At 66.9% G+C, this 21,974-nt stretch carries 23 protein-coding genes and 1 tRNA gene; 9 read left to right on the top strand and 15 right to left on the bottom strand.

All coding sequences use genetic code 11. From position 1 onward, the window contains the following. Positions 1-35 precede the first annotated feature (35 nt). Genes thrC through thrA form a run of 3 tightly spaced genes read right to left on the bottom strand, consistent with a single transcriptional unit; the run spans position 36 to position 4,770 of the window. Complete coding sequence (thrC, locus tag VG543_RS13020) at positions 36-1,325, bottom strand: threonine synthase (RefSeq protein ID WP_423178496.1); 1,290 nt, start codon at positions 1,323-1,325, stop codon at positions 36-38. A gap of 29 nt (positions 1,326-1,354) precedes the next feature. Continuing rightward, positions 1,355-2,269 (bottom strand): homoserine kinase, encoded by a 915-nt coding sequence (locus VG543_RS13015; RefSeq protein ID WP_019661408.1) that lies wholly within the window; start codon positions 2,267-2,269, stop codon positions 1,355-1,357. Continuing rightward, positions 2,266-4,770: a bifunctional aspartate kinase/homoserine dehydrogenase I gene (gene thrA / locus VG543_RS13010; protein ID WP_423178495.1), complete on the bottom strand. Its 2,505-nt coding sequence runs from the start codon at positions 4,768-4,770 to the stop codon at positions 2,266-2,268. Before thrA ends, VG543_RS13015 begins: the two co-directional genes overlap by 4 nt. Positions 4,771-4,797: 27 nt before the next feature. On the opposite strand from thrA, the gene VG543_RS13005 reads away from it, so the two are divergent. After that, positions 4,798-5,067 carry a hypothetical protein gene (locus tag VG543_RS13005; RefSeq protein WP_423178494.1) on the top strand — a complete coding sequence of 90 codons (270 nt, stop codon included), beginning with the start codon at positions 4,798-4,800 and terminating at the stop codon, positions 5,065-5,067. A gap of 60 nt (positions 5,068-5,127) precedes the next feature. Here VG543_RS13005 and VG543_RS13000 read toward each other — a convergent pair whose 3' ends face one another. After that, entirely contained in the window at positions 5,128-6,078 is a 951-nt protein-coding gene (locus VG543_RS13000; RefSeq protein WP_423178493.1) for a DMT family transporter, read from the bottom strand. A gap of 168 nt (positions 6,079-6,246) precedes the next feature. Beyond that, positions 6,247-6,942 carry an AraC family transcriptional regulator gene (locus VG543_RS12995; RefSeq protein WP_312545780.1) on the bottom strand — a complete coding sequence of 232 codons (696 nt, stop codon included), beginning with the start codon at positions 6,940-6,942 and terminating at the stop codon, positions 6,247-6,249. Between the two features lie 81 nt (positions 6,943-7,023). Here VG543_RS12995 and VG543_RS12990 point away from each other — a divergent pair, with 81 nt between their 5' ends. Next, entirely contained in the window at positions 7,024-7,803 is a 780-nt protein-coding gene (locus VG543_RS12990) for a DUF6491 family protein (RefSeq protein WP_021202844.1), read from the top strand. Here VG543_RS12990 and VG543_RS12985 read toward each other — a convergent pair. The 3 genes from VG543_RS12985 to VG543_RS12975 form a co-directional block, all read right to left on the bottom strand. Further along, complete coding sequence (locus VG543_RS12985; RefSeq protein ID WP_134735658.1) at positions 7,800-8,852, bottom strand: linear amide C-N hydrolase; 1,053 nt, start codon at positions 8,850-8,852, stop codon at positions 7,800-7,802. The two genes, VG543_RS12990 and VG543_RS12985, sit on opposite strands and share 4 nt — an antisense overlap. 65 nt (positions 8,853-8,917) lie before the next feature. After that, positions 8,918-9,331: a DUF6691 family protein gene (locus VG543_RS12980; RefSeq protein ID WP_134731443.1), complete on the bottom strand. Its 414-nt coding sequence runs from the start codon at positions 9,329-9,331 to the stop codon at positions 8,918-8,920. Beyond that, a complete protein-coding gene (locus VG543_RS12975) occupies positions 9,328-9,765 on the bottom strand; it encodes a YeeE/YedE family protein (protein WP_058982685.1) in 438 nt (145 codons plus the stop codon). The genes VG543_RS12980 and VG543_RS12975 overlap by 4 nt, the downstream gene beginning before the upstream one ends. Before the next feature lie 85 nt (positions 9,766-9,850). On the opposite strand from VG543_RS12975, the gene VG543_RS12970 reads away from it, so the two are divergent. Continuing rightward, entirely contained in the window at positions 9,851-10,165 is a 315-nt protein-coding gene (locus tag VG543_RS12970) for an ArsR/SmtB family transcription factor (protein WP_019661400.1), read from the top strand. A 9-nt stretch (positions 10,166-10,174) separates the two neighbouring features. Here VG543_RS12970 and VG543_RS12965 read toward each other — a convergent pair whose 3' ends face one another. From VG543_RS12965 to VG543_RS12945, 5 genes are all read right to left on the bottom strand, one after another. Continuing rightward, a complete protein-coding gene (locus tag VG543_RS12965) occupies positions 10,175-10,603 on the bottom strand; it encodes a BLUF domain-containing protein (protein WP_019661399.1) in 429 nt (142 codons plus the stop codon). An 83-nt stretch (positions 10,604-10,686) separates the two neighbouring features. Beyond that, a complete protein-coding gene (locus VG543_RS12960) occupies positions 10,687-11,820 on the bottom strand; it encodes a hybrid sensor histidine kinase/response regulator (RefSeq protein WP_019661398.1) in 1,134 nt (377 codons plus the stop codon). Further along, the gene (locus VG543_RS12955; RefSeq protein ID WP_019661397.1) at positions 11,817-12,392 is read right to left on the bottom strand and encodes a chemotaxis protein CheB; all 576 of its coding nucleotides are present in this window, start codon (positions 12,390-12,392) and stop codon (positions 11,817-11,819) included. Before VG543_RS12955 ends, VG543_RS12960 begins: the two co-directional genes overlap by 4 nt. Then, the gene (locus VG543_RS12950; RefSeq protein ID WP_019661396.1) at positions 12,392-13,216 is read right to left on the bottom strand and encodes a CheR family methyltransferase; all 825 of its coding nucleotides are present in this window, start codon (positions 13,214-13,216) and stop codon (positions 12,392-12,394) included. The genes VG543_RS12955 and VG543_RS12950 overlap by 1 nt, the downstream gene beginning before the upstream one ends. Beyond that, entirely contained in the window at positions 13,213-16,320 is a 3,108-nt protein-coding gene (locus tag VG543_RS12945) for a response regulator (protein ID WP_423178492.1), read from the bottom strand. The genes VG543_RS12950 and VG543_RS12945 overlap by 4 nt, the downstream gene beginning before the upstream one ends. A gap of 151 nt (positions 16,321-16,471) precedes the next feature. Here VG543_RS12945 and VG543_RS12940 point away from each other — a divergent pair, with 151 nt between their 5' ends. Then, complete coding sequence (locus tag VG543_RS12940) at positions 16,472-17,635, top strand: two-component system sensor histidine kinase NtrB (RefSeq protein WP_407073566.1); 1,164 nt, start codon at positions 16,472-16,474, stop codon at positions 17,633-17,635. After that, complete coding sequence (locus VG543_RS12935) at positions 17,625-17,984, top strand: response regulator (protein WP_021202849.1); 360 nt, start codon at positions 17,625-17,627, stop codon at positions 17,982-17,984. Before VG543_RS12940 ends, VG543_RS12935 begins: the two co-directional genes overlap by 11 nt. Before the next feature lie 107 nt (positions 17,985-18,091). Here the strand turns inward: VG543_RS12935 and VG543_RS12930 are convergent, their stop codons facing one another. Both VG543_RS12930 and VG543_RS12925 read right to left on the bottom strand, forming a co-directional pair. Next, complete coding sequence (locus VG543_RS12930) at positions 18,092-18,556, bottom strand: GNAT family N-acetyltransferase (protein WP_423178544.1); 465 nt, start codon at positions 18,554-18,556, stop codon at positions 18,092-18,094. A gap of 332 nt (positions 18,557-18,888) precedes the next feature. Beyond that, positions 18,889-18,965 (bottom strand) — tRNA-Arg (locus tag VG543_RS12925). 109 nt (positions 18,966-19,074) lie between these two features. On the opposite strand from VG543_RS12925, the gene VG543_RS12920 reads away from it, so the two are divergent. From VG543_RS12920 to VG543_RS12905, 4 genes are all read left to right on the top strand, one after another. Then, on the top strand, positions 19,075-19,665 hold the full coding sequence (locus tag VG543_RS12920; RefSeq protein WP_423178491.1) for a phosphatase PAP2 family protein: 591 nt from the start codon (positions 19,075-19,077) through the stop codon (positions 19,663-19,665). A gap of 106 nt (positions 19,666-19,771) precedes the next feature. Beyond that, complete coding sequence (locus VG543_RS12915) at positions 19,772-20,101, top strand: hypothetical protein (RefSeq protein ID WP_094001883.1); 330 nt, start codon at positions 19,772-19,774, stop codon at positions 20,099-20,101. An 81-nt stretch (positions 20,102-20,182) separates the two neighbouring features. After that, entirely contained in the window at positions 20,183-21,292 is a 1,110-nt protein-coding gene (locus VG543_RS12910; RefSeq protein WP_164144286.1) for a polysaccharide biosynthesis/export family protein, read from the top strand. Between the two features lies 1 nt (position 21,293). Beyond that, positions 21,294-21,974, top strand: coding sequence for a YjbF family lipoprotein (locus VG543_RS12905; RefSeq protein WP_164144288.1), 681 nt, complete (start codon positions 21,294-21,296; stop codon positions 21,972-21,974).

Raw genomic sequence — 21,974 nt, 5'->3', positions numbered from 1 at the left:
GCCGTGCGCGAACAGCAGCCGAGCATGGCTCGGCTCTACATGGGAGCCAACACCTCACGCAACGCCGCATACTCCGCAGCCAACGGTTCCGCGTGCGCGGGCCGCTGCAGCAATGCATCGAGCGCCGGCGGCACGGCCACGGGTTCGCCGATCAACGGTTCGACCACAGCCTCGAACTTGGCCGGATGGGCGGTAGCCACCACCGCCCAGTCACCCTTGGCACCACGCGCACGCAGGCCCTGCAGCACCTTCACCGCCGTGGCCGTGTGCGGGCAGAACAGCTCGGCGCTGCTGGCATGCGCTGCCGCAATCGTCGCGCGGATGGTCACGTCATCCACCGAGAACGCGCGGAAGGCAGCGCGCAGCTCGGCATCATCACCGTGATAGAGCCAGCGCAGGCGTTCGAAGTTGCTTGGCGCCCCCACATCCATTGCGTTGGCAACCGTGGCCACACTGGCCTGCGGCTGGTAGTCGCCACCGTTGAAGTACGCCGGCAGTACCGCATTGGCATTGGTGGCCAGCACGATCTGCCCGATCGGCACGCCCAGCGCGCGCGCCAGCACGGCCGCCATCGTATTGCCAAGGTTGCCGGTCGGCACCACCAGGTTGAGCCGGCGACGATGCGTCGCGTAATGGGACAACGCCGCATGCGCGTAATAACTCATCTGCGGCAGCAGGCGGCCGAGGCTGATGCTGTTGGCCGAACTCAGCGGCACCTGCGCCTGCAGTTCGCGGTCAGCCAGTGCCTGCTTGACCATCGCCTGGCAATCGTCGAAGGCGCCGGCCACGCGCAGCGCCTGGATGTTGTCGCCGAAACAACCGAGCTGATGCGCCTGCCGCGGTGACACGCGGCCATCCGGATACAGCACCACCACGCGTACGCCGGGTTGGCGATGGAAGGCCGCGGCAACGGCGGCGCCGGTATCGCCGGAGGTGGCGACGACGATGGTCAGATCACGGTCCTTGCCGGCCTGCAGCCGCGACAGCGTACCGGCCAGGAAGCGCGCACCGATATCCTTGAACGCCGCCGTCGGCCCATGGAACAGCTCCAGCACATGGTCACCGCCGCTGAGTGCACGCAGTGGCACCGGGAAGTCGAACGCCTCGCGGCAGATCGAAGGCAGCGCTGCCTCCAGAGCATCACCTGCGAAGAACGGTGCCAGCAGATCGGCGGCGGTATCGGCCAGCGTTGCGCCGGCCTGCAGCTCACGTGGCGCCGGCAGCACCTGCGGAACATACAGCCCACCATCGGGCGCCAATCCTGCAGCGATCGCCGCACTGAGGCCAACGGCCGGGGACTGACCCCGGGTCGAAACAAATTGCATGGGTTCGGTATCCAGTAAAGGGGAAGGATTCAGCACAAGCGGGCTCCCGGTGCATCCAGCGGCGACACCCAGGCATCGCTGTCGAAACCGGCGGCGGCGAATGCCGCCTGCACCGGTGCGGCAGCGGCGCGGGCCTGGTCGGCGTCCTCGAACCAGGCGAACACGCTGGGGCCAGCGCCCGAAATGCCCGCGCCCATCGCATGCGCAGACAGCGCCGCATCGCGTGCGGCCTCGAAGCCCGCAATCAGGCCGGCGCGGCGAGGCTCCACCAGCACATCACGCAGGCCTGCGCGGACCAGCGCGGCGTCGCTGCGATGGCAGCCACTGAGTACCAGCGCAAGGTTCGCACTCTGTGCCACGAATTCACCCAGCGCATAGCTGCCCTGCAGCGCCTGGCGTGCGCGGCGTGTTTCCAGGACCGCGTGCGGATGCACCAGCAGGCTGTGCCAGGTAGCCGGTACCGGAATCGGCAGCAGGCGGTCGGCCGTGCACAGTGCAAGCCCGCCCAGCAGCAATGGCCCCACGTTGTCACCGTGACGGCCACCACTGGCCACCGCCTCGCCATCCAGCGCAAATGGATACAGCGCCTCGCGCGTCAGCGGCGCATCCAGCAGCGCATTGGCGGCGACCAGCGCCGCGACACTCGACGCTGCCGAACCGCCCATGCCGGAACCGAACGGGATGCCCTTGTCGATCTCGACTGCGAAACCGAAATCCAGGCCCAGGCCTTCGCGCAGCGACATCAGCGCAGCCCCGGCGGTGTTGCCGGCTGCGTCCAGTGGCAGCGCGACAGCACTGCCACGGATCGCATCGATCCGCACCGCCGGCTCGTCGATGCGGCGCACGCTCACGGTATCGCCGATACCGGCAATGGCATGGCCGAGAATGTCGAAGCCCACTGCCACGTTGGCCACCGAGGCAGGCGCGAACGCACGTGCGATCACAGCCGCGCTCCTTCACCGGCGGCGACCCGCAGCAGGTCCGCGAACACACCCGCTGCCGTCACCTCCGGACCCGCACCCGGACCCTGCACCACCAACGGGTTGTCGCAGTAGCGACGGGTACGGAACTGCACCACGTTGTCGGTCAACCGAAGGTTGGCGAAGGCGTGGTCGGCGGGCAGTTCCTGCAGGCCCACCGAGGCACCGTCAGCGCCCAGCTGTGCCACGTAGCGCAGCACCGCGCCACGCGCCCGCGCGTCCTGCAACCGCTGCAACAGGCTGGCATCGGACTCGCCCAGCCGCGCCATGAAGTCATCCACGCTGCCGTCGCGCAGCAGCGCCGGCACCAGGCTTTCCACCTGTACCTGTTCCAGGCTGAGCGCGTGGCCGGCCTCGCGGGCGAGGATCACCAGCTTGCGCGCCACGTCCACGCCCGAAAGATCGTCACGCGGGTCCGGCTCGGTGTAGCCCATCGACCGCGCCTGCGCGACCAGCTGCGAGAACGGCTGGCTGCCATCGAAGCGGTTGAACAGCCAGGCCAGCGTGCCGGAGAAGATGCCTTCGATCGCCAGCACCTCGTCGCCCGTATCGACCAGATCACGCAGCGTGGTGATCACCGGCAGGCCCGCGCCCACCGTGGCTTCGTAGCGGAAGCGCGCACCACTGGCCGCCGCAGCAGCGCGGATGCGCTGGTAGCGCGGCAGTGGGCCAGCACCGGCTTGCTTGTTCGGGGTCACCACGTGGATGCCGGCTGCCAGCCAGCCCTCGTAGCGCTCGGCCACCTCGGCGCTGCCACTGCAGTCGATCACCACCGCATGCGGCAGGTGCGCGGCCAGCAGGTGTTCGGTGAAGCGATCCAGGTCGCTGGGCTCGCCCGCGTCCTGCAATGCCTCCCGCCAATCGGCGTGCAGGCCATCCACTTCCAGCCGCATGCGCGAACGCGAGGCCAGCGCGCGCAGGCGAAGATCCACATTGGCCTTGGCCAGCAGCTGCGGGCGGGCCGCCAGCAGCTGGTCCAGCAGTGCCGCGCCGACGTTGCCCGGCCCGATCACACCGACCGCGAACGTCTGCGGCGACAGCCAGAAGCCCGCATGTGCGGCCCGCAATGCGCGGGTGGCATCGGCACTGTCCACCGCCACAGAAATATTGCGCTCCGACGAGCCCTGCGCGATCGCCAGGATGTTCACCTGCGCGCGTCCCAGCGCCTCGAACAGGCGCGCCGCCACACCGGGCTGGCCGGCCATGCCGTCGCCCACTGCCGCCAGCACGCTGACGCCCTCGCTGACCTGCACGCGCTGCACCTGCCCTACCGACAGTTCATGCGCGAACGCATGCAGCAGTGCCTCACGGCCACGCGCCGCTTCGGCGGCGCGAACCACGCAGCAGATCGAATGCTCTGACGAACCCTGCGAGATCATCACCACCGACACCTGCGCCTGGCGCAGCGCCGCGAACACGCGCTCGGCGGTACCGGGCACGCCGATCAGGCCGGTGCCCTCCAGGTTCAACAGGGCCAAGCCGGGGCTCAGGGTCAGGCCCTTCACCGGCCCGCGCGGCGAGCGCTCGGCGCTGATGCGCGTCCCCGGATGCGCCGGCTGAAAGGTATTGCGGATGAAGATCGGCAGGCCGAGGCGGATGGCCGGCGACATCGTCTGCGGGTGCACCACCTTGGCGCCGAAATAAGCCAGCTCGCAGGCCTCGTCGTAGCTCAGTGACTCCAGCTGCACCGCCTCGGGCACCAGCCGCGGGTCGGCCGACAGCACGCCGTCGACGTCGGTCCAGATGTGCAGTTCATCGGCATTGAACAACGCGGCGAAGATCGCGCCGGAATAGTCGCTGCCGTTGCGGCCTAGCGTGGTGATGCGGTCATGGCGGTCACGGGCAACGAAACCGGTGGCGACCAGGCGCATCTGCGGATGCCGCAGGCGCCACTTGGCCAGGCGGTCCGCGCTGGACTCCCAGTCGACATCCACACCCAGTTCGCCATGCCCGACCACCAGCACGTCGCGTGCATCGAGTACCGCACAGTCTTCGCCCAGGGCACGCAGGTGGCTGCCGAGCAGCTGTGCGGAAAACACTTCGCCCAGGCCCTGCACACGGTCGAGCACTTCGCGCGGCAGCTCGCCGATCACCGCCAGCGCCGCCAGCACTTCGGCCAGCTGATCGAAGCGGGCGTCGATCCATTCGACCGTCTCGCCGACCTGCTCGCCCAGCAGCGCCACGGCGGCGCCGCGATGGCGCGCGCGCAGGGCATGCCACGCCTCGCGCCAACCTTCGTCGCCCTTGGCCGCCAGCTGCGCCAGATCAATCAGCGCGTCAGTGACGCCCTTCATCGCCGAGACGACAGTGACCTGCAGCGGTTCGGGGCGGGCCAGCAGCAGGCCGGCAACATGGCGATAGCGTTCGGCATCGGCCACCGAGGTGCCGCCGAACTTGTGCACGACAGTGGACGGCGCAGCCAGATCGGCCGGGGGAACGGGATGGGCGGGGGTGTGGGAAGACATGCAGACCTCGGCAGGAGGCCCCGTCGCATGCAGGTGTCGAGTTTCCCCGCCACCTGGATGGTGCGGGGCCGTGGTTCTCGGGAGTTACACGAAGACGACGGGCCGCACCAGGGCAGTGGTGACGGTGGTGGTGGTAATGGTGGTGGTGGCGACCGGCGCAGTCGAACGGCCCGCAGTGGCGGGGGCGATCAGGCTGGCGTGGGCGGCATCAAGGACCATGGCGCACAGAAAACACTGCGCATGGGCCTGCTGTCAAGTGTTGCACCGCAAAAGACCACTGCCGCGATCATCGGCTAACGTGCGTACATTTGGTTGCAACTGAGACCAAGCGCGCATCAGCACGCGTGTCGACCGGATTCAGCCGGCATGTTCGGCGATCGCCCGCGGCGTGCGATGGGCATGCGCGCACAGCATCACGCCGGCCATCAGCATCACGATCGCCAGCGCTTCCAGCAGCGACGGCCAACGCTGTTGCCAGGCGAAGGCATACAGCAGTGCGAACAGCGTTTCGAACACGATCATCTGGCCAGTCAGGGTCAGCGGCAGCAGGCGGCTGGCGCGGTTCCAGAATGCGTTGCCGAGGATCGAGGCCACCACTGCCACACCGGCGCTGATCGCCCAGAACCCACTCCACTGCGCCGCCGAATGGCTGCCGGTGTGACCGATGAAGGCCATCGGCACCAGCAGCAGGGCCAGGCCGCCGGTAGTGACGCCGGTCAGCAGCGACCAGTCATGGCTGGACAGGTCCGGCCTGCGCGCCAGCCAGCGGCTGTTGCCGATCGAGTACAGCGCCCACGAGAACAGCGCGCCGAACGCGCACAGCAGGCCGATCAGGCGCTGCCGCCACGGGGTGGCCAGATGCTCGGACATCAGCGCTTCCCAGCCAACCAGTCCCACGCCGAGCACGCACAGGCCCAGCGCCGGCAGCAGCTGCCTCAGCGGCACCGCCCCCTGCTCGCGCACGCCAACGAGGGTGACCACCACCGGGATCAGGCCGACAATCAAGGAGGCTGCAGCGCCACCAGCCCACTGCACCGCCACGGCCAGCAGCAGGAAATAGACCAGGTTGCCTGCCAGGCTCAGCCACAGCAGGCCGATCCATTCGGCACGGCCCAGCCGCGGTGCCAGCCGCTTCCATCGCGGCAGCAGCAGGGCGACTGCCATCAGGCCATAGACCAGGTAGCGACCAGCGGACAGTTGCAGCGCATTGAAGGACTGAAGCACGGCAGGTGCGAGAAAGACCACGCCCCACAGTGCGCCAGCGGCAACGCCATTGGCGATGCCCAGGGCCATCGGGTTGTTGCGCATTCGGGTTCTTCGGGGGAGAGAGACCAGGCCGCGCAGTGTAAGCGCTGGCCGGTAGGGGCTCTTGACCCAGGCTATTGCCTTGTCATCTCTGTAGAGCCGAGCCACTGCTCGGCTGCGATTGGCCGCTGTGCAGATAAGGGCAGCCGAGCGTGGGCTCGGCTCTATAGATCAGCCGGCGCTCCTGCGCCACGCAGCCGGGGTCTGGCCACACTCGCGGCGCAGCGCACGAGTCAGTGCGCTCTGCTCGGAATAGCCTGCGGCCAGCGCGATATCGCTGATCGGCGCCGTACTGGTGCGAAGCTGGTGCTTGGCCCAGCGCAGCCGGCACGCGCTGAGCCAGGCCTGCGGGCTCAGCCCGAACTCGCGCTGGAACAATGCGTGCAACCGGCTCTCGCTGACACCGACAAATCCGGCCATCCGGGCAACCGGCCAGGCCCGGCCGGGATCGGCCTGGACCGCCGCACACAGGCCCTGCATGCGCGCGCCACTGCCCGCCGGTGCAAACATCTGCAGCAGCTGCGGCAGCAGCGCCGGCATCGGCTGCCCTGTCTGCACGTCGGCCAGGCACCGGCGCAACGCCAGCGGCAGATGCAGCCAGCGCTGCCGGCACAGATGCTCCTGCGTGCCGTCATCAAGCACGCCTGGAGGACAATCAACGATCACGAAACCATTGGGGCCGTCCGCCATCTGGTCATGCGCTTCGCCGGCAGCAACAAATGCCCCCTGCAGCAGGTCCAGCCGACCGCCGCGCCCTTCCATCTCGAACTGCAGCTCGCCCTGCAGCGGCAGAACCCACTGCGCGTAGTCATGGCGGTCCAGGCCGGTGGCCTGCCCGTAGTGCCGCAGATGGAAGATGGCGCCCATCCGGGCAGTGTGCGCGTGTAACAACGGCCGTGCAAACCGCTGCTATAGTCGGTCCGTCATCCAACGCAGGGAGTGCAGGTCATGACCCATCAGCAGCTGTCCCTGGTGCTTGCCACCAGCCTCGGCCTGGCGCTCACCGCCCCGGCCTCCGCTCAGGAACGTACCCCACCGGCGCCGCACTGCATGGACGCGGTCGGCGTCCAGGAAGTGGAGCAGGCGTCACCGCGTTCAATCGCCCTGCGAGCCGCCTCGGGCCAGGCTTATCGGATCGACTTCAGCGAGGAGTGCCCCGGCGTCCGCGGTGCCACCACGCTGAAACTTGAGGCGCCCGCTGGCTGGGCCTGCGGTCGCCCCAGCGAGCGTGTGGTGGTCGATGGCCGCACCTGCGCGATCAGCGCGGTGACCCCCGTGCAGGATCGCGACTACGCCAACGTGGCCCGCGACAGCGACCGCCTGCGCATGGCCACCCTGCCCGCCCTGACCATCCGCGAGCGCAGGGACATCCGCCGCAGTTTCGGTGGTTCGCCGTCGTACTGCTTTGCCACGCGCAACGTGCGCGCGTGGTCGTCCGACCCGCAGGGCATGCTGGTGGAGACCAATCCGCATCGCAATGGTGGTCACCGCTACTATCGCGTGGAGCTTGGCAGCCACTGCCGCCAGCTCGACCGTGCGCCACAGCTGAGCTTCCACTCCGGGATGCAGAACGGCCTGATCTGTGGCAATCCGGGCGATCGCATCCTTACCGCCGGATTCGAGAAGGGTGACCTGCGCAACGATGCACTGGCGCCGCTGCCGCAGTACACCCACGGCGGCTGCACGATCCAGGCGGTCTATCCGGCTTCCAGCCAGGCGTCGAACTAACCGTCGACGCCGAGGAAGGTGAACGGTGCGCTGGGTACGAACTGGCCCAGCGCATCGCCGGCAAAGGTATTGCGCTGGTCCTTGCCGAGGTCCAGCTTGAGGACCTGGCCGCCGAAGTCGACCTTGTTCAGATCAACCCAGAAGGTGTTCGGGGTCAACGCCGACTCGAAGAAGTACAACCGCCGCTTGTGGTCGGCTACGGTGCGCCAGCGCGTGGAAGAAATGTTCGGCTCGCCTGGCGTGGTGATGCCATACGGCACCGATGCATTGCGGATCACGCTGAACACGCTGGCCAACGCCATCACCGGGTCTTCGGCCTTGGGAATGGCATTGATGTAGAACGAGGCGCGGGCGAAGCGGTCGGCGGAACGGTTGGTGCCGGGCAGCATCACCGTGCCACCGATCTGCTGCCAATAGCTGTTCAGCGCCAGCTGGTGCTCGAAGATCGGCGAGTTGGTCATCACCTGGTAGCGCCGGTCATGATGGATCACCTGGCGACCGCCGATGTATTCGACGATCGCGCTGTCGCCGCTGGCATCGGACAGCGACAGGTGCAGCGTCGCCTGGCGGTCTTCGCCGGGCACCTTGTCGGTGACGATCGAGTACGGCTCGCGCTTCAACGCGGTGACCGCCTCTTCAACGGTAGCGAAATTGTCCAGCACATACTGCGCCCACAGCGAAATCGCCAGGCCCGGCTTGTTGCCACGCTTCTGCGGATACTCCGATTCGACCAGCCACAGCAGGTTGGCCACCAGGCCCTTTTCGTTCATGCCGTCGGTGGTCGACACGTCGTAGCCGGTGGCCACCACGCTGCCGTAGCGCGCGGTCCACGCCAGCGACTTCGGGCCGGCCTGGCCGGTGCGCGCAATGCCGCGCGGCAGTATGTAGAGGTTGGTCGCCACATCGACCTTCCAGTCCATCGAGCGCGCGGTGATCACATCGCCGTTGTCACCCAGGTACACCGCACGCGTGCAGGCCAGTGCCGGCGTGGTCGCGGACGCCAACGCCACGGCCAGCATCACCTTTCCTTTCCAGTTCATCCGTGCCATGCACTACGCTCCTTTCCCCGTGATGCATGATCTGATCCGATCCAAGGTGACACCGGAGTGAAGCCTCAGCGCGCGAACCGATCGTGCGCCCAGAAGCCCAGGACCATGGCAGGCACGAACCACAGCGCCTCGCGCGATGCCGCCGCCAGCCCCGCGATGGCCGGGCCCGGGCAGTAGCCGGCCCATCCCCAGCCGATACCGAACAGTGCGGCACCCAGCAGTAGACGCGTATCGACATCGCGCGCGGTGGGCAACTGGAAGCGCATCGCGAACCACGGCCGCGCGCGCCGCAGCGCCCAGCGCTGGCCGGCCGCACTGACCAGCAGCGCCGACCCCAGCACCCATAGCAGGGTGGGATCGAAATCCCCGGTGACATCAAGGAAGCCGAGCACGCGACGCGCATCGGTCATGCCGGAAAGGGCCAGGCCTGCGCCGAACAGCGCACCCGCTACAGCGGCAGCAGCCCTCGGACGACTCATGCCAGGGCTCCACCGTGCCGGACCAGGAACGTCGTCAGCATCGCGAACGCCATGAATAACAGCACCGCCAGCGACGATCGCTTCGAACCGCGCGCCAGGCCACACACGCCGTGGCCACTGGTACAGCCGCTGCCCAAGCGGGTGCCGAAGCCGACCAGCAGGCCGGCGCCGACCAACTGCCAGGCCGGCAATGCATCACGCAGCAGTGCGCGTGGCGATGCCGCGGGCACCGACTGCCACCACAGCACCAGCCCCGCCGATGCCAGCAGGCCGGCCAGGAATGCCCAGCGCCAGCCACGCTCGCCTTCGGCTGCCCGCAGGCTGCCCGCGGCGATGCCGCTGATGCCCGCCACGCGCCCGATGCTGGCCAGCAACAGCACCGCAGCGGCACCGATCAAGGCGCCGCCGGTGACCGCACCCCAGGGCAGGTTCATGCCCCACCCTCTTCGCCACCGCACATGGAATTGCTCCTTAATTTAGACTACTCTAAATTAGATTATCCTAAACAAAGGAGTCAACATGGTCCGGTCCCTGCCCGACGGCGCAGCCATGGCCGAACACGCTTCAGAGGCAGCCACGCTGCTCAAAGGCCTGGCCCACCCCGCCCGGCTGCGGGTGTTGTGCCGCCTGGTCGAAGGCGAGGCGGCAGTAGCGGAGCTGCAGGCGCTTACCGGGCTGAGCGCGTCGGCGCTGTCCCAGCACCTGGCGGTACTGCGCGCGATGAAGATCGTGGCAACCCGGCGCGAGGCACAGGCGATCCACTATCGGGTGGTCGAAGGGCCTGCGCTGGGTGTGCTGCAGGCCCTGCACGCTGCCTACTGCGGCCGGGCGTGAGGTTGAATGTCAGCCGGCATGCAGCGCCGGCTGCACCACCGTGTCCAGCAGGTCGACCGGTGTCGGCGCCGCGCGATCCCCCTCCAGCGCCCGGCTGAAACCGGCCCAGTCGCTGGATGACAACTGGCGCAGCAGCGCTGCCTCCACCGGCAACGCCCGCATCGACCAGTAGGGAAACTGGCGCTGGCCGAGGCGGCCTCGCGCCAGCTCGATGATGTCGATGTGACTGCCGGCCTGGAGAATGCGCTCATACACCGAGTCGATGCCATCCGGCGGCCCCTCGATGTACTGCAGGAAACGATTGCCATCGTGCAGCAGCACTCCGGTCACCCCCGCCATCTTGTTGAAACGCGCAGCGTCTTCGACCAGCGCCTGCAGGCGTTGGCTGGAGAGCTCCGGCAGCGCCCGGCTGATGTAGGCGATGGCGCGCAATGGCATGGTGCTTCCTTGGCTGGGTGTGAACGCACGGTAGCAGTTGCGGACGAGCCCGTCTCAATACGCCCGCCCGTTCCCTGAAGAATTCAGGTTGCGATGGCGCCCGCCCCGTCCCACCGCCGCGGCAGCACGGCCTCGAACACGACCTGGCCTGCCTCGTTGCGCGCCGCGATCCGGCCGCCGTGCGCGCGCACGAACTGATCCACGATGTACAGGCCCAGCCCCAGTCCCTTGCTCTGGTGGAAACTGGCCTTGAACGGCTCGAACAAGCGCGGCAACAGCGCGTCATCGATATGGCCGGCATTGCTCACCCGCAGCACCACCGCGCGGGCATCGTTGCCATCCAGCTGCACGTGTGCCTCGCTGCCATGCGTCAACGCATTGCCCACCAGGTTTGCTGCGATCTGGCCCAGGCGGTCCATGTCGCCTTGCAGGCGCGTGTCGCCGACGGCGTCGAAACGAATGCGCTCCTGACCGTGGGCACTGCCCGCTTCGGCGATCACCGCACGGGTGACCTCACGCAGGTCGCAGGCGGTAGCCTGCAGCCGCAGGCCACCACTGCGGATCCGCGAAAAGTCCAGCAACTGCTCGACCATCCGCGCCATGCGCAGGGTACTGGCCTCCAGATGCGCCAGTGTCTGCTGCGCGCTGCTGTTGTTCGCCGGAAGCTCCAGCGCCAGCTTGTCGGCACACAACAGGATCGCCGACAGCGGCGTGCGCAGGTCGTGGGTCAACACGGCGGCCATCGTCTCGTTGAGCTTCAGCGCCCGCTCGAGCGCCTCGTTGCGGGCCTTCAGCAGCTGGCGCTGCTGGTACAGCTCGATGAAGACGTTGACCTTGCTCAGGATGACCTGTGGTGCCACCGGCTTGTGCAGGAAATCCACCGCACCGGTTTCGTAGCCCTTGAACGCACGCAGCGGATCGTCCGGCGAGGCGGTCAGGAAGATGATCGGCACTGTGCGGCTGCGATGCGAGCCGCGCATCAGTTCGGCCAGGGTGAAGCCATCGATCTCGGGCATGTGCACATCGAGCAACGCCAGCGCCACCTCGTGCTCCAGCAGCAGCTCCAGCGCCTCCGCGCCCGAACCGGCCAGCAGCAGGTTCACGCCCTCGCGCTGCAATAGCGCCTGCATGGCCACCAGATTCTGCGGCACGTCGTCGACGATCAGCAGGTTGACCGGGGACTGCGACTGCGCAGGGTCCGGCGGCAACAGGTTCATGCAAACAGCTCCTTCAGGCGACGACACATCAGTTCAAGGGGCAGCACGGCATCGGCACCAGCGTGCTGCAGGGCGGAGGCCGGCATCATCGATGCCTCGGCCTCCTCGGGACATTGCAGCCAGGCTCGACCACCGGCGCCGCGCACTGCGGCCACCCCTTCACTGCCATCGCTGCTGGCGCCGGTCAGCAGCAGGGCCAGCACCTGGTCGCCGAATACGGCCGCTGCCGATTCGAACAGCGGATCGATGGCCGGGCGCGAGAACAGCACCGGCGCGTCCACCGACAGCGCCAGCGAGCCGGCGTCTTCCACCAGCAGATGGTAATCCGGCGGCGCGAAGGTCACCGTGCCACGCAGCAACGGCTGCTTGTCTTCGGCCTCGCGCACCGGCAGCGCGCAGTACGGTGCCAGCACTTCGGCGATGCGGCTGCTGCGATCGCGTGGCAGGTGCAGCACCGCCAGCACCGGCACCGGCAGCGTCGCGGGCAGCGCGCCGAGCACCGCCTGCAGGGCCGCGACGCCACCGGCCGAAGCCCCGATCACCAGTACGGCCGGGGGTGTCGGCGTGGCCATCAGGCCACCTTCCGGTACAGGCGATGCTCGCGCGAACAGACCTCGAACGCATCGTGGTGGCACCCGAACTGCAGCGACTCCTTGCTGCCCAGGCCCAGGAAGCCGCGGTGCACCAGCGCTTCACGGAACAGGCCCACCGCGCGGTCCTGCAGGTCGCGGTTGAAATAGATCAGCACGTTGCGGCACGACACCAGGTGTACTTCGGAGAACACCGTGTCGGTGGCCAGGCTGTGGTCGGCAAACACCACGTTGCGGCGCAGCTGCCGATCGAACACCGCGCCATCGTAAGCCGTGGCGTAGTAATCGGACAGCGACGCGGCGCCACCGGCCGCCAGATAGTTGCGGCTGAACTGCGCCATCCGGTCGATGCCATAGGCCCCGGCTTCCGCCGTGGCCAGCGCCGCTGGATTGATGTCGGTGGCGTAGACGATGCTGCGCTCGAGCAAGCCTTCCTCGTGCAACAGGATCGCCAGCGACCAGACTTCTTCGCCCGTGCTGCAACCGGCCACCCACAGCTTCACCGACGGATAGGTGCGCAGTACCGGCACTACCTGCTCGCGCAGCTCACGAAAATAGGCCGGGTCACGGAACATCTCCGAGACCTGCACGGTGAAGAACTGCATCGCCTGCGCGAACAGGTCCGGCTCGTGCAGCAGGCGGTGCTGCAGATCGGCCAGCCGCCCGCACTCATAACGCTGCATGGCCTGGCGGATCCGTCGGCGCAGCGACGACACCGCGTAACTGCGGAAATCGTAGTGGTAGCGCTGGTACAACGCTTCCAGCAGCACCTTCAGCTCCAGGTCGAACAGGGCCTGCTCGTTCATTGCCGCGAGCACCAGACCCGGCACAGCGATACCAGCTTGTCGACGTCGATGGGCTTGGCGATGTAGTCGTTGGCACCGGCCTGCAGGCAGCGCTCACGATCGTCCGGCATGGCCTTGGCGGTCAGCGCGATGATCGGCAGGTCCTGCAGGTGGCGTTGCGCGCGGATCTCCCGCATTGCGGCCAGCCCATCCTTCTCCGGCATCATGATGTCCATCAGCACCAGGTCGACCTCGCGCTCGGCCAGGCGATCCACCGCTTCCTGGCCATTGCGCGCGATCTCCAGGGTCACGCCCAGCGGTTCAAGCACACTGGACAGTGCGAAGATGTTGCGCACGTCGTCCTCGGCCAGCAGCACCGTCCGACCGTCGAGCACAGTATCGCGACGGCGCGCCTCGCGCAGCAGGCGCTGCTGGTCGGTCGGCAGGCTGGCCTCCACGCTGTGCAGGAACAGGGTGACCTCGTCCAGCAGGCGCTCGGGCGAACGTGCGCCCTTGATGATGATGCTCTTGGAATAGCGGCGCAGGCGCTGCTCTTCCTCGCGGCTGAGCGCGCGACCGGTGTAGACGATCACCGGCGGGAAACCGACATCGTCGTTGCCGGCCATGTGCTCGAGCAGGTCGTAGCCACTGCCGTCGGGCAGCGACAGGTCCATCACCATGCAGTCGAACGTGACCGTGCTGAGCTGTTCCAGTGCGCCGGCCAAGGTGCCCACCGCGACGATCTGCAGCTGGTCGCGGCCCAGCAGCAGTTCCAGGTTGCGGCGCAGCTCGCTGTCGTCCTCGACGATCAGCAGCCGCCGCACGTCGCGTTGGCTGGTCTGTTCCAGCTGCTCGATGGCCGCCACCAGCCGCTCGCGCGTGGTCGGCTTGATCGCAAACCCGATCGCGCCCAGCTCGCGCGCCACCTGGCTGCGATCCGTGGCCGAGACCACATGCACCGGGATATGGCGGGTATCCGGGTTGCGCTTCAGGCGCTCCAGCACGCTCAGCCCCGACACGTCCGGCAGGCCGATATCGAGCAGGATGCCGTTCGGGCGCAGTTCGCTGGCCAGGGCCAGCGCCTCTTCCGCCGTGCCCGCTACCACGCAATCGAAGTCCAGTTCATGGGCCAGGGCCACCAGCGCTTCGGCGAACGTGGCATCGTCCTCCACCGCCAGGATCAGGCGACCGGCGCGCTGCCGGCGACCACGGTCGTCGGCCACGCCGGCCGTCGCAGTGACCGGCGCTGCCGCGCTCGCAACGCGCACGGGCGCGGCTGGCAGCACGGCCGGTGCCGCCGGCGGCGCTGCCAAGGGACCCTCGGCAGCGTCAGCCGCGCTCGCGGCGGGCGCACCCTGCAACGGCAGCTCCAGGATGAAGCAGCTGCCGCGTCCGGGCTCACTGTCGACCTGGATGCCACCGCCCATGCGCTCGGCCAGATCGCGCGAGATCGACAGGCCCAGCCCGGTACCGCCGTAGCGACGGCGGGTGCTGCCGTCGGCCTGGCGGAAGGCTTCAAAGATGACGTCCAGCTGCTCGCGGGCAATGCCGATGCCGGTGTCGCAGACCTCGAACCGGATGCGGCCGTTGCCGCCGGCACGCACGTGCAGGCTGACCTTTCCATGCTCGGTGAACTTCACTGCGTTGGCCAGCAGGTTCTTCAGGATCTGCTGCAGCCGCTGGCTGTCGACCACCAGCTGGGTCGGTGCCAGCGCGTCGGCTTCGATCTGCAACGCCAGGCCCTTCTGCCGCGCCATCGGTTCGAAGGTCTCGCGCAGGCGCTGCAGCGCGCTCTCGACCACCACCACTTCATCGGACAGTTCGACGTGGCCGGCCTCGATGCGCGACAGGTCCAGGATGTCGTTGATCAGCGCCAGCAGGTCGTTGTTGGACGAGAGGATCGCACGCGCGTACTTCACCTGCTCCTCGGTGAGCGTGCCATCCTTGTTGTCGGCCAGCAGCTTGGCCAGGATCAGCGAGCTGTTCAGCGGCGTGCGCAGCTCATGCGACATGTTGGCCAGGAACTCGGACTTGTAGCGCGAGGTCGCGGCCAGCTCGTTGCTGTTGCGCACCAGCTGGCTCTGCGCCACCAGCAGCGCCTGCTTCTGCGCCTCCAGCTCGTGGGTGCGCTCTTCCAGCTGCACGTTGCTCTGTTCCAGCTCGGCCTGCTGTTCTTCCAGGTGGCTCTGCGACTGCAGCAGGCTGCGGCTCTGCTCTTCCAGTTCTTCGTTGGCCACGCGCAGCTCTTCCTGCTGGGCCTGCAGCTCTTCACCCTGGCGCTGCGACTCTTCCAGCAGCACCACCAGCTGCGCACGCAGCAGCGATGCGCGCAGCGCCATGCCGACGGTCTCCGCACAGCGCTCCAGAAGTTCGCGATCCAGGTCACGCAGTTCGCCCACCTTGGCGCGACCCAGCTCGATGACCCCGACCACCGCGCCATCGCTGCTGATCGGCGCCAGGATGCGCTCGCGCACCGGCAACCGGCCGAGGCTGGTCTGCAGTTCAAGCACGGCGGCATCATCGCCGTGCAGGTGGCGGATGCGTTCATCACGAGCGACCTGCCCGGCCAGCCCTTCGTGAAGGGCCAGCGACGCTGGCGTTCCCGCAGGCAAGGCGATGCCACCGGTCAGCTGCAACCGCCCGCCTTCCAGTCGGTAGACCGCACCTACCTCCGCGCCGAGCTGCGCGGCCAGGCTTGTCGCTGCAGCCTCGGCGATCTGTTCCGGCCCCAGGTCACCGCGAAGGCTCATCGCCACCGCGTTCTCGGCTTCCTGCAGCCAGAGCGCGCGCATTGCCTGGCGCCGGGCCTGGATCGCGCGCGAGACGATCAGTGCGATCATCAGGAAGGCACAGCCGCCAATGGTCCGGTTGACGAAGGAGAACGCCGAGTTGGAACTGGCGGGCGCGACGTTGAAGCCGATGACCAGCAGGAGGCAGGACAGCAGGGCCACCACGAACGGCGCCCGCGCGCTGCGCTGGAACACCGTGACGCCAACAGCCAGGAAGTAGGCCAGCCATACGGCATAGCCGAGCGGGACGACCAGTTCCAACGCGATGGTCGCGGCCAGCAGCACAGCGGACGTCATCCAGATCCAGCGGTCACGCGTAGTCGCACCAGGACGCATGCAGGTCGGTTCCAGAAGGCAAAGGGTGGAAGATGGTACTCCGTGTCGCATTCAGCCGCACAGGACAAATGGCACGTGTCAGGTGTGCACGCATCCTTCACACTTGAATGCCTAGCTTCACGTCCCTCACAGGGGTAACACTTATTTACACGTGGACGCAGCTGCCTCTACGACGTCCGTGCTGACGGACCCTTCCCGACAACTGCGACTGCTGATCGACAGCGTGCGCGATCATGCGCTGTACCTGCTTGATCCTGAAGGCATCGTCTGCAGCTGGAACCCCGGCGCCGAACGCATCAAAGGCTATTCAGCCGACGAAGTGGTGGGAACCCACTTCAGCCGCTTCTACCTGGCCAGCGACCGCGAGGCTGGCGAACCACAGCGCCTGCTCCGCGTCGCAGCGCAACAAGGGCATGTCGCCAGCGAGGGCTGGCGGGTACGCCGTGACGGCTCGTCGTTCCGCGCCAGCGTGGTCATCGAGCCGGTCGTCGAAGCGGGCGAACTGCTCGGCTTCGTCAAGATCACCCGTGACATCACCGAGCAGTGGCAGGCGCAACGGCTGCTGCGTGATGCCCAGCGTGCGCTGCGCAATACCCAGCAGTTCGAAACGGTCGGCCGGCTCAGCCGCGGCCTGTCGCACGAGTTCAACAACCTGCTGACCACCATCGGCAACGCGCTGGACCTGCTGTCGCTGCGCGTCAGCGGTGACGATGCACGCGCCGCCGAGCTGCTGGATGCCGCGCAGGCGGCCACTGACCGTGGCGCGCTGCTGACCCGCCAGCTGCTGGCCTTCAGCACCGGCCAGACCCTGATCCGCGAACCGGTGGACATCAATACGCTGGTGCGGCAGTGGCTGCCGGACCTGCAACGCGCCTGCCCGCCCACGGTGACGCTGGATGCCCATCTCACCCCCGGCCTGCCGCAGGTGAGCACCGATGCGATGCAATTGCAGACCGCCCTGGCAAACCTGGTGGCCAATGCCGTGGAGGCCACCGCCGATGGCGGCCGCATCCTGATCGGCACCGCACTGGAACATCGCCTCGACCCGGATGCGGACACCACGCTGCAACGCGGCTATGTCACCCTCAGCGTCTGCGACGAAGGCCACGGCATGGCCGCCGACATCGCCGAGCGGGCCAGCGAGCCCTTCTTCACCACCAAGGACATCGGCAAGGGCAGCGGCCTGGGCCTGAGCCAGGTGTTCGGATTCACTACCCAGAGCGGCGGCTTCGTCGATGTGTCCACCACCCCCGGTGTCGGCACCACGGTCAGCCTGCTACTCCCCGCAACAGAGGATGCAACCGATGACCGATGAACCGATCCGCGTACTGATGGTGGAGGACCAGAACGATCTGCGCGAGATGATCGGCATGGCGCTGCGCGATTTCGGCATCGAGGTATCCACCACCGCCGACGGCCATGAAGCTGCCGCGTTGCTGAAAGGCGACGCACGCTTCGACGTGGTGTTCAGCGATGTCAGCATGCCCAACGGCATGTCCGGTATCGAGCTGAGCGAGCATGTGGCGCGCGAACAGCCGCAGGCGCGGATGATCCTCTCATCCGGATATGCGCGCTCGCAGCTGCCGCCACTGCCCGATCAGGTGGAATTCCTGCCCAAGCCGTATCGTTTGCGCCAGCTGGTGGAGCTGCTGAAGCAGGATTGAGGAAGGCCGGTCCAGCGCTCGACGGCCCTCATCCCTGACACCCCAACCGCTTGTGGTCATCCCGCGATCAATGATGTGCCCTGAAAGACGCCACGCCGGAGCAGCGTTCAGCCCGAGGTGCGCTGCATGAACAGAAGGTCGGGGGTCGAGAACGCATCAACCTGCTGGAAACCGAGGTCCCGGTACAGCGCCACGGCAGCCGTGTTGTCACGATAGACGCGCAGGGTGAGCTCCTGCACATCCGCTTGGCCCAGGGCCTGTGCACTCAATGCCTGCATGAGCAGCCGGCCAAGGCCGCGCCCGCCTGCCAGCGGGGAAACGGTGATGCGGCCCAGATGTGCGGTGCGGGCGTCAGTCATCCAGTATTGGCCGAATCCAACGCAGGCACCCTGCTCGTCCAGCAGCGCCCAGCCTGGGCGCGACCCGAGTTCGAGCACCTGCGCGAACCGTTCCGGCAGCAGGGGAAACGGCACACCGGGGCCTGCCCAGCGCCGGGTCGCCTCGGCTGATTCAGGCCAGTTGGCCACGATGGCGTAGTGCGACGGCTGGACGGGGCGAAGCTGGGGGCTCATGGCGTTCATGGTGCGTCATCTGCGCCAGGCCTACACGCTGCGCGGCCGCATTTGGGATCTGCCATAGGGCAATAGATTCCAGACGCGCCGCCATCACGCCCCGTGTGCCGCCGCACCCAGCCCAGCCCGGTTTCGCGTGTTCAAAGGCCTCGGCGCGTTTCCCATTGCCCCGCCCTCTGAAGCGGGTGTTTTCGCGACTGATCGGGCGCGTGACCGGCAGCCACGCCCACGTGGATTCGCGTCATGGCCTGCGCGGCGGCGGCGCTGGGCTGTCTGGGGAGGACTGCCTGCCGCTGCCGTCCGGCGAGCGGTTGCCATGCGGCTGTAGCAGATGGTGACCCCGGCCCGATTCGAACGGGCGACCTTCCCCTTAGGAGGGGGACGCTCTATCCAGCTGAGCTACGGGGCCATTGGCAGCGGCACAGGATACCGCGTCCAGCTGAATGGACCAAGCGCGTGTCGTTCTGCGAATCGCCCGGACCCGATATGCTGGCCCGCCGCGACCCGTTGTGAACTGGATGTCCGACGTCTGGCGAACCCTCTCCGCCCTTGGCGACAGCCGCTGGCTGCTGCCGATGGCCCTGGTGCTGCTGTTCACCCTCCCCCGCGCAGACGCACGCCTGAAATGGCGATGGCTGCTGGCCATCGCCGTCACCGCCGGCATCACGCTTGCTTCGAAGCTCGCCTTCATGGGCTGGGGGATTGGCATCAAGAGCGTGCACTTCACCGGCTTCTCCGGGCATGCGGCAATGTCCAGCGCTGTGTATCCAGTGGTCGCAGGCCTGCTGGCTGGCCCCGGAAGGCGCGCCCGGGCGACCGGCCTTATGTTCGGTGCGATACTCGCTACCGCCATTGCCTGGTCGAGGGTTCCACTATATGCGCATACTCTTTCGGAGGTCATTGCCGGGCTGATGCTCGGGCTCGGTTGTTCTGCACCCGCGCTGTGCGCACTGCCTCCAAGCAAGTGCCCCGGGGGGAGAAACCTACTACTTTCCGTACTCATTGGCTTGATGCTGCCACTGAGCCTCCCAGACCTGAGCACACATCAATTGGTCAAGGCGCTTGCCAATACGCTCGGGAGCCCCACCATGACCATTGAGGAACGATGAAGGGCTGACGATCTGCCACAGTCCTTCACCTTCCTTGACAGAGCAAATGAACATTAGCCAACATAGGCGTGGAGAAATTTACCTCACGGAGTAGGAGACCCCGTAGATGAAGAAGATGATTGCCGCACTGGCCCTGCTGGGTCTGTCCTCCCCGGTGTTCGCTCAGGAGGCTCCGGCAACGGAAGCCGCCTCGGAAGTCACCACTGCCACCGTCGCCGGCACCGAAGCTGCCGGCTTGTCGACCGCAGCCATTGTCGGCACCAGCGTCATTGCCGTTGCGGCTGGCGCGGTGCTGTACAGCGTTGCCGGTGACAGCACCAGCAACCGGAGCGATCCGGGCGGTGATCCGGGCAACCCGGAAGAGCCCGGCACCGGTGGTACGGGCGGTACCGGCGGCACTGGCGGGACTGGTGGCACTGGCGGCACCGGCCGCTGATCCAGCCGTTTCCGGTTTCAGGCCCTCGCCGGGCAACTGCTTGGCGAGGGTTTTTTATGCCTGTCGAATTTTCTTACTCCCATGACCAAGAAGTTGACCTGTCTCGCGGCTGCCCTACTGGCAACCGCCACCCTGTCCGGCTGCCTGCTGGCCCCCGGCCAGCACCTGCGCCACAGCGATGTCTCGCGCGGCGGCCAGAGCGACGACCGCCAGCTTGAGCTGATCACCATCACGCCCAAGCTCATCGCCATGGATCGAGCGACGCAGAGTGAGCAGGTCCTTCCCTCGGAACTGTTTGACTACCAGCCACCGGAATACACGGTTGGCATAGGCGACATCCTGTACATCACCGTCTGGGACCACCCTGAGCTGACCGTGCCCGCCGGCTCGCAGCAGCAGGGAAATCTGGCGGGACGCCTGGTACAAAGCGACGGCTCACTGTTCTACCCTTACATTGGCAAGGTACAGGCCAAGGGCAAGACCCCGGTCGCCCTGCGCGAGGAAATCAGCCGACGACTGGCCCAGTACATCGAATCGCCCCAAGTCGATGTTTCCATTCTTACCTACGGTAGCCAGCGCGTATGGGTCACGGGTGCTGCCGAGCGCTCAGCCCCGATTGCACTTGGTACCTCGCCGCTGACGTTGGCTGACGCCATCAGTCAGGGCGGACTGAACGTCAATCAGGCTGACCTGTCGGGCGTGCGTCTCAGCCGCGCTGGCACAACCTATATGATCAATCTGGAAACACTGGCCACCCAACATGGCGGCCGCCAGTTGTTCCTTAAGGATGGGGATTCAATCTTCATCCCCTACTTGGATCGAAAGGAAATTTTCGTAGTCGGTGAAGTCAATCTTCCTGGCGCCTACAGCTTCCGCACTGGCGACGTATCACTGAACCAGGCACTCGGCCGCGCCCGCGGACTGACCCAGGAGACCTCGGCCGGCAATGCGGTCTATGTGATTCGCGGCAGCAAGGATCTGGAGTCGCTGCCTTCCACTGTCTATCAGCTCGAAGCTCGTTCACCGGCTGCCTTCGCTATTGGCAGCCAGTTCATGCTTCAACCGGGCGATGTCGTTTTCGTAGGCGCGGCCGGCGTCACGCGCTGGAATCGCTTCGTGAACCAGCTACTGCCGTTCACCAACATCCTGTACACCGCCGCCCGCACGGAGAACGAAGTCGGGAACAAGTGACATGATGCGCATGGACGTGCTCTTGGCGCGATGCAGCTTGCAGCGCGCCCTCCAATGGATACTGATCCTGTCCCTGCTAGGGACGCTGGCAGGTTGTACAACGGCCAGCCGCGCGACCAGCGACTCATTCCGCCTGCTGTTGAAGCGGCAGGTGGCGGCGACGCCTGAGCAGGTCGCAGCGAACCGTTTTCCGCAGGCACAGCTGAAAGCGCCCGATCTTTCTGCAGTGATGGTGCTTGGTTACGTCGATGCGGGTCGCCAGAGCTGGTATGCCGGGAGCAACGCCGTATTCCATCTCAACGATACAGGCCTGGTGACAGGCGTCTCGAGCCCAAGCCGGCAGATACAGGCCCGCATCGTAGGCGCCTCGCCTTTTGCAAGGCTGCAGTCGCTCAGCGCTACGACAACCGTACACCGTGAGTACGATTGGATTCCAAGCTATCGCATGGGTATCAAGGCGACCGGCACGCTAACCCGTGGCGGCGTCGAATCGATCAAGATCCTCGGCAAGGATCGGTCGTTGGTGCGCTTTGACGAGTACATCGAAGGCGGCTTCCGCGCGCACAACATCTACTGGGCGGACCCGGGCACGGGCTTCATCTGGAAAAGCCGGCAGCAGCTGGGTCCGTCTTACACCGTGGAGCTGGTGCAGCTCAAGCCTTACCGCCCCGCAAAGGATTGA

The sequence above is a fragment of the Stenotrophomonas sp. CASM101 genome (assembly GCF_049384845.1).
GTDB lineage: Bacteria > Pseudomonadota > Gammaproteobacteria > Xanthomonadales > Xanthomonadaceae > Stenotrophomonas > Stenotrophomonas hibiscicola.
This window is presented reverse-complemented; position numbering and strand designations above follow the sequence as displayed.